The sequence below is a fragment of the Erwinia oleae genome (genome assembly GCF_000770305.1).
GTDB lineage: Bacteria > Pseudomonadota > Gammaproteobacteria > Enterobacterales > Enterobacteriaceae > Erwinia > Erwinia oleae.
The window spans coordinates 1-6,517 of the sequence record NZ_JNVB01000118.1; the positions used below are offsets into that span (position 1 = coordinate 1).

Below are 6,517 nucleotides of genomic sequence, written 5' to 3' on the forward strand. Positions count from 1 at the left end.
GCAGTTAATTGGCATGCTGGTGGCCACGATGGTGATTGCGCTGGGGATGGCGCACTGGGGTGTCAATCACCCGTCGGACAGCGCCGCGCTGCGTGACTGGATGCAGAGTACCCGATATGGCTGGCTGGTCTGGCGGTTGGCACTTTACGCGGCGCTGGCCTGGGTGTTCCGGAACATCTGGCATGCGCCCGGCTTCAAGCCGGAGTTTAAAAAACCGTTAAAACGGATGGCGATTGCCTGTGTGGTGTTTGCCCTGGCGTGTGAATACTCCCTCTTTGGTGGAGGGCTGTCGTTATGATGACCAACAGCTATCTCGAGTATTTTCTGACGTTGCTGGGCTGGGTCATCAACAATGGCCTGTGGGAGTTGCTGGTCAGTACCGGACTGTTTGTTTTGCCGTTACTGTTCAGGGTCATCGGTATCTGGCTAAAGGTGCGTGAAGAAGGGGAGGATGAGGGGAACAAGGGGATGCTGTCCCTGCCGCGCATCGAGAATTTGCTCTACGGGGCTTTTTTTGTGATGCTTGCCTGCTGCCTGCCGCTGATGAACGTCAGCCTGGATACCATTAAGTACGACAGCAGCCGGGCATCGACCTGCGGTACCTGGACCCCGAAAAAACCGGATGAAACCGGCTACGCCAACATCATGTCGAGTATGAATGGTCAGACCGCGAAGGTGCCGGTGTGGTGGTTACTGGTGCATCAACTCTCCAGGGGGATCACCCAGGCGGCCGTGGCCAGTATTCCGTGCCGGCCGGACTTGCGGCAGGTACGCTTCGAGGTCCAGCACAGTCGGGTCAACAACCCGGCGGTGGCGAAGGAACTGCAGGACTTCACCAACGACTGCTACGCGCTGGCACTGTATACCTGGCAGAACCGCGACCAGGGGCAGACGACGGACAAGGCCACACTGCGTGATATTGAGTGGCTGGGCTCGAAGACTTTCCTGAACGGTGGCTACTACAGCAACCTGCAGTCGAAAACGCCGCGCGCCAGCTTCTCGTGGAACGAGGCGCGGGACAGCGGTCGGCCGAATACCGGACGAGGCGGGTATCCGACCTGCAGCGAGTGGTGGTCAACGAGCGATATCGGCCTGGAAGCCCGGGTGGTGAAACAGGTTGACCCGGGTGTGATGCTGCGGATGTCTGCCGCGCTGAAAATGATGGGGCAGCCCGATGTGGATTATAAGCAGGCGGTTGTGCGGCGGCTGGTGAGCCCGGATAACCTTACGGTCTCCCATGGCGGACGAGCCTATGCTGGTTATGGCGGTAATGCGGATTTTACGGGAGATAATGCGGCGGCGCGTATCGCGTCAATCGGTGGTACCGCGCTGGGCAGTCTGGCGGCATTCCCGGCATTTGATGCGATGCGTCAGGCGCTGCCTATGGTGCAAGCGGTGTTGTTGATGGCTGTGTATATTATGGTTCCGCTGATCCTGGCCTTTGCGGCCTACGAATACAAAACCGTGATTACCGTGACGTTTGTGATATTTGCGCTCAATTTCCTGACGTTCTGGTGGGAACTGGCGCGCTGGCTGGACAGCTGGCTGCTGGAAGCGTTGTACAGTTCGGATTCACACAGCCGCTGGAACGTGGCCGGCTTCCAGAATAGCGCCGACGATCTGATCATGAACCTGGTGATGGGGACGATGTTTATTGTGCTGCCAGCGGTGTGGCTTGCTTCATTCTCATGGGCAGGCGTACGAATTGGGGAATTTGCCCGAATGGTATCTGATGGAACATCTAAACCTCAGCAAACTGGCGGGCTTGTTGGTGACGCAGCGGCTTCAAAAGTTGCTTCAGGAGGGAAATAGTCAGGAACCTGTTGAACCATCCGACCCGTTAGATCCATTAGAGCCATAATTAGGGTTATGGCTCTTTTCTTCCCAATTAGTCACTTTTACATTGACTGTCGGCCTGAATAATTCCATTACGGAAGGGAGCAATAAGAGTGCCCAAACAAATAAAACTATTGCGGCTAATAGTAACCCTCCCGTCAGGCAACTAACGACAGATACTGCGACTAAACAAGCAATAGGTACATGACCCAGCCAGGTTGGAAGGTTGTGCTTGCGAGCTTTGGTCACGCACAGGCAATCCCAACGGCGAATTGCAGTCGTAAGACGCTTACAGTGCTTAGCTGCGCGTGCACCACGAAGGTAGGCTCTTTCTTGAGCTGGCTGGTTCATCGTTCCCTCCTGAATGTGCCATGAGGCAGTAATTTCGCCACTATAGCCGAAAAAATAACCAATAGCTATTGACCGATTCCTCAGGTTCCGGGGGGGCTTGGCCCATCCTTCCTGCGTCCAATAATATGCCTGAGATCCAATCATCAAACCTACAATATTGACAATTCACATTGTTCTAGTAAGGTTTTCTGGTCTTTTTTTAGACAGGGAGAGGGAGCCTCGTCGGTGGTGTAAGCCTCTGCAGATACTCTTTAGAACAAGGAATACGTTGATGTTCAGAACAAAAATCATGCTTGTATTTACGGCATCGCTTTTAACAACAGCCTGCTCGATGGACTATATAAAATCAGTCAATCAGAAAGTGAGCGACGGAACTTCATCGATAACTAAAATGATTAAGGGAGAGAACAATAACAGTGATATGCCTTATATGCAGCCGGCGCAGCAACAGAAAAAACAAACAAAACAGCAAGATTACAAAATATCCATAGATGTGGACACCGCTGCCGCCAGAATTAAAAGGCACTATAAGTTTATATCGAATGAAGAAGTTGACGCTATTCGCAAAAAAGACACCCGCGGTGAATGGGTTGCCGGAGCGATAAGTGATGCGAACCCGATATGGGATGCGATGCCCGGAAGCTATTACAAAATGGGATCTGACTGGGGAGATTATGGCGGCCATTTAACAATTGAGATTGAGAAAAATGGTTCTGGAAGTCGACTTTATATTACCTATGGTTCTCCATCTCAGAAGAGACTGGAGAGTAATGATTTACTACTATTGATGAAAGATATAAAACAGGTGGCAGAAGGGCAGCTTCGCTAATTTATAGGTGTTATTATAATGAGTAAAATTATTGATATAAGGAGGATAACATGGCTGAGGTAAAAGGTAGCGTTGTGCCATCAACAAACTTTCTAAGTTTGTTGGATGGTTTATGGCAGTTCGATAAATTAATGAAGTTTGTTTACTATGTCTTGTGCCTTGATGCTTTTTTGGTTTGGAAAAAAGGGTTTGGTATTTTTAGGCTATCTTCAGCTATGTTAAACGGACTTAGTATTGGTGATGTAGTCTCATTCTTAGTGTTTTTCGGTTTTTTTTCTTCTTTTGCCTTAATGGTGCTTGGGTACGTTTTTTCAGATATATTTAATCGTGTAAGGTATAGCCGATTTTTTAATTTTGGTGAGGGTGATTATAAACCCATGCAAGATGGTTATGTTTATTTTGGTTCATTGGCTAAGTTTGCCATGGAAACGCAATCAGACCTGGCTTATAAAATCTATCAGGAAGCTTCTAATGAAAGAAATAGAAAGCACCGTTGTCAGCATATGGCCGAATCAGTGTCTGTTGGCTGCTTTTTTGTATTTATCTTTGGATGGTATTTATCTTCTGCAGATGCGTCATCAGGCATGATTATCGATTGGCTCTATGATTTTCAAAAAAATGATATGTCTCATGCTGGTATTGGATGGTTTTTTTCTATACTTCTGTTTATCTATATTGTCATTATCTATCAATCTTATGACTGGTTTAATTCCAGGGTTTATTATCCTCCGCTTTATGAAATTGAAGAAAAAGAACGGAAAAGAGTTAGAGAGAGAGACAGGGAAATGCAAAGGGAGTTTGACAGTAAAATGCGAGAAATGGAGGAAATACGTCGCAAAGATTAGTTTTTTGGGCGATCTGAATAACAGCAATTGACGGCTATTCAACCGATCGCTTAAGCTAACCAAGTTGTACCGTCGTCTGTGGACGACCATCTAATGTCTCAGCGCTCTGTGAGAGACGCCTTCGGGTGAGTGCCATCCAATGTTTCATATGGCCTGTGAGAAACGCCTTCGGGTGGTCATAAAATCCTCGTAGCCTGGAAGAGGATGCCCATGTGGCGGTACCCCTGTTTAGCCTTTGAAAACGGGGATCACAACAGTGATAAAGGCTCGTTAATGACTTATCTGTTCCCGTTTCAGGACAGCTCCATTCTCAATCAACGTAAGTATTACGTTTCCCGGCAGAAAAGCTCGTTACGACGCGCCTGGCTGTTTTAACGCATTGATCCTTTTATCCATTATGACGTCTCGCTAACGATGTGACTTTTGAACGCACGTATCAGGCCATTGGGTACATCTGGCCGCTTACGTGAGTCTCATTAGGAGCAGAGAAGCGCGCGTCACTTGTGAAGTGGCGAAGACACTACCAAGTGACGCGCGAAGCGCATAACGTCTCAGCTCACGCACGCCGTGGCTTTCAACGTTTTATTACCATCTGACCAACACGTAGTGCGTGTCAGTAAGGTTTTAAACACTCATTCACTTCAACGTAATGACGACGGAAAACCCGTTTTGAACGTTTCACTATCTAACAGGAGGAAATCGACTCGGTATCGATGGCGACACTACGGAAGTAGTGTTGGAGGCAGCTTGACGAATGTCAGCTCTGCATAAGCAGCAAACAGGTCAGAGACCTGAGGTGCCTCGCAAGAACTCAACATTTCGCCGCCCCGATGCACAGATACCAGTCGAGACGCAGGAAGCGCAAAAGCAACCGTGTCGTCGGGGTTGAAATTACTGGGATACAGATCCGTCTGCTTTGTAGAAATCAAAGGGACGTGTATCCCTTTGGAGATATTGAAATGTCCAGATTCGGTAAACAGCTAAGCAAACAACTTGTCACGCTTGCTCGTCAGGGACGAGGGAGTTTTAAAACCGTCGCTGACCGTTCCAAAATTGCAGACCGTTTTTCTGAACGCCTGGCAACGTTAAATATTCAAATTCGGGATGTAAAACATATCAAGACGACGCATATTGAAAAGTATATTGATAGCCGGAAGGCAGAAAATCTATCGCATCGTACCTTGCAAAACGAGATGGCTGCAGTGCGTTCAATCCTGTCAGCAGCGGGGCGAAATAAACTGGCCGATCCCAATCATGAGAAACTGAGCAACCAGGCATTAGGAATTTCAGGTGCCAGCCGTGATGGCACAAAAACAGCTATAACGGATGAGAAATTAACCGCCATCGTAAGTCATACTTTTAAAAAAGATGCGGGTGTTGCTCTGGGCATACAGTTATCACGCTATTTAGGTTTGCGGACGGAAGAGACCGTTCAGTCGGCAAAATCTTTAAGAACCTGGAAGCAATCGTTGATTAACGGGCATGAACGCGTTCGGGTTGTTTTTGGTACCAAAGGCGGTCGCCCCCGTGATACCACGATTTTTAATCGTGAAAAGGTATTGTCTGTTTTGGATGCGGCGATTAAATATTGTGACGAACATAACGGTAAGTTAATTGATAAACCGTCTTTACATGCCGCAATAGACCGCTATCGTAATGTTTTACGCGAAGCAGGAATGATCGGAAAATATGCCCCGCATAGTTTACGTTATGCTTATTCTCGTGATGCGGTAAACCATCATGTAGAAAATGGCATGAGTCGAGATGAGGCTGAAGCATTAGTATCGATGGATCTGGGTCATGGCGATGGTCGAGGGCGCTATATCAAACAGGTTTATTTCAAAGGTGATGTTGAGTAACAACTTCATCTACAGCTAATAAGAGTATGGATGTGGATAATTAACGTCTTCCTATATTATTGATGTAAATAGTGTGTAATGAATTCATTCGCCGCAGGGCTGCGGCAAATGATTTTAAATTATCGAAATTCACCTTGACATAAGAAAAGTGTGATTAGAAAATGAACAGGCTTACTCGTTGTCTTCGGACAACCAGCTAATGCTTCAGCACTCTGTGAGAAGCGCCTTAGGGTGAGTGCCAACCAATGTTTCAGCGATCTGTGAGAAACGCCTTTGGGTGATTGCAAATTTCCTCGTAGCCTGAAAGAGGAAGGCCCATGTGGTGGTAAATCCGTTTAACCTCTGGGAACGGATATCACTGAACAGTGATTGAGGTCAATTCAACTTACCAGACAGTCAGAATGATGTAGTTTCTGACTCCCCGACGGGAAATATCTTCCCGGTTGGGCAGGTGTTTCCCGTTTTTTACAGGAGAAACACGATGTCTGCACTTTCCACTGTATTAACCCACTGTTTTACCTCATTTAACCAACGTGTTAAGACGGTAATTCAACAACTGGTTGCCGCCAGCCGGGTTCACAGGCGCAGCGACTGGTTCATCAATTGAATCGCCACGGATAATCTAGACACTTCTGAGCCGTCGATAATATTGATTTTCATATTCCGTCGGTGGCATCTGATCACTCGAACCATGCCGACGCTTACTGTTATAAAACATTTCGATGTAATCAAAAATATCGCTGCGGGCTTCTTCCCGCGTTCCATAGATCTTTTTCTTTATCCGTTCACGCTTCAGC

6 protein-coding genes are annotated in these 6,517 nt (G+C 47.5%); 5 read left to right on the forward strand and 1 reads right to left on the reverse strand.

What is annotated here, in order from left to right; all coding sequences use genetic code 11:
- The 5 genes from GS12_RS21695 to GS12_RS21715 form a co-directional block, all read left to right on the forward strand.
- Positions 1-298 (forward strand): hypothetical protein (locus GS12_RS21695; RefSeq protein WP_034950824.1); only part of this gene is annotated, 298 nt, incomplete at its 5' end.
- Positions 295-1,812, forward strand: coding sequence for a conjugal transfer protein TraG N-terminal domain-containing protein (locus tag GS12_RS21700; RefSeq protein WP_034950827.1), 1,518 nt, complete (start codon positions 295-297; stop codon positions 1,810-1,812). The genes GS12_RS21695 and GS12_RS21700, both read left to right, overlap by 4 nt.
- A gap of 646 nt (positions 1,813-2,458) precedes the next feature.
- On the forward strand, positions 2,459-3,016 hold the full coding sequence (locus GS12_RS21705) for a hypothetical protein (protein WP_034950831.1): 558 nt from the start codon (positions 2,459-2,461) through the stop codon (positions 3,014-3,016).
- A 50-nt stretch (positions 3,017-3,066) separates the two neighbouring features.
- Entirely contained in the window at positions 3,067-3,861 is a 795-nt protein-coding gene (locus GS12_RS21710; RefSeq protein WP_034950834.1) for a hypothetical protein, read from the forward strand.
- Between the two features lie 959 nt (positions 3,862-4,820).
- Complete coding sequence (locus GS12_RS21715) at positions 4,821-5,720, forward strand: integrase domain-containing protein (protein ID WP_034950837.1); 900 nt, start codon at positions 4,821-4,823, stop codon at positions 5,718-5,720.
- A 622-nt stretch (positions 5,721-6,342) separates the two neighbouring features.
- On the opposite strand, the gene GS12_RS23790 is transcribed toward GS12_RS21715, so the two are convergent.
- Positions 6,343-6,517, reverse strand: a 175-nt coding sequence (locus tag GS12_RS23790) for an IS3 family transposase (protein ID WP_152601472.1), incomplete at its 5' end; no start/stop codon positions are given.

Bases quoted from the DNA above. Each gene is read 5' to 3' on its own strand.
- GS12_RS21700 (WP_034950827.1), top strand. From the start codon at position 295: ATGATGACCAACAGCTATCTCGAGTATTTTCTGACGTTGCTGGGCTGG.
- GS12_RS21705 (WP_034950831.1), top strand. From the start codon at position 2,459: ATGTTCAGAACAAAAATCATGCTTGTATTTACGGCATCGCTTTTAACA.
- GS12_RS21710 (WP_034950834.1), top strand. From the start codon at position 3,067: ATGGCTGAGGTAAAAGGTAGCGTTGTGCCATCAACAAACTTTCTAAGT.
- GS12_RS21715 (WP_034950837.1), top strand. From the start codon at position 4,821: ATGTCCAGATTCGGTAAACAGCTAAGCAAACAACTTGTCACGCTTGCT.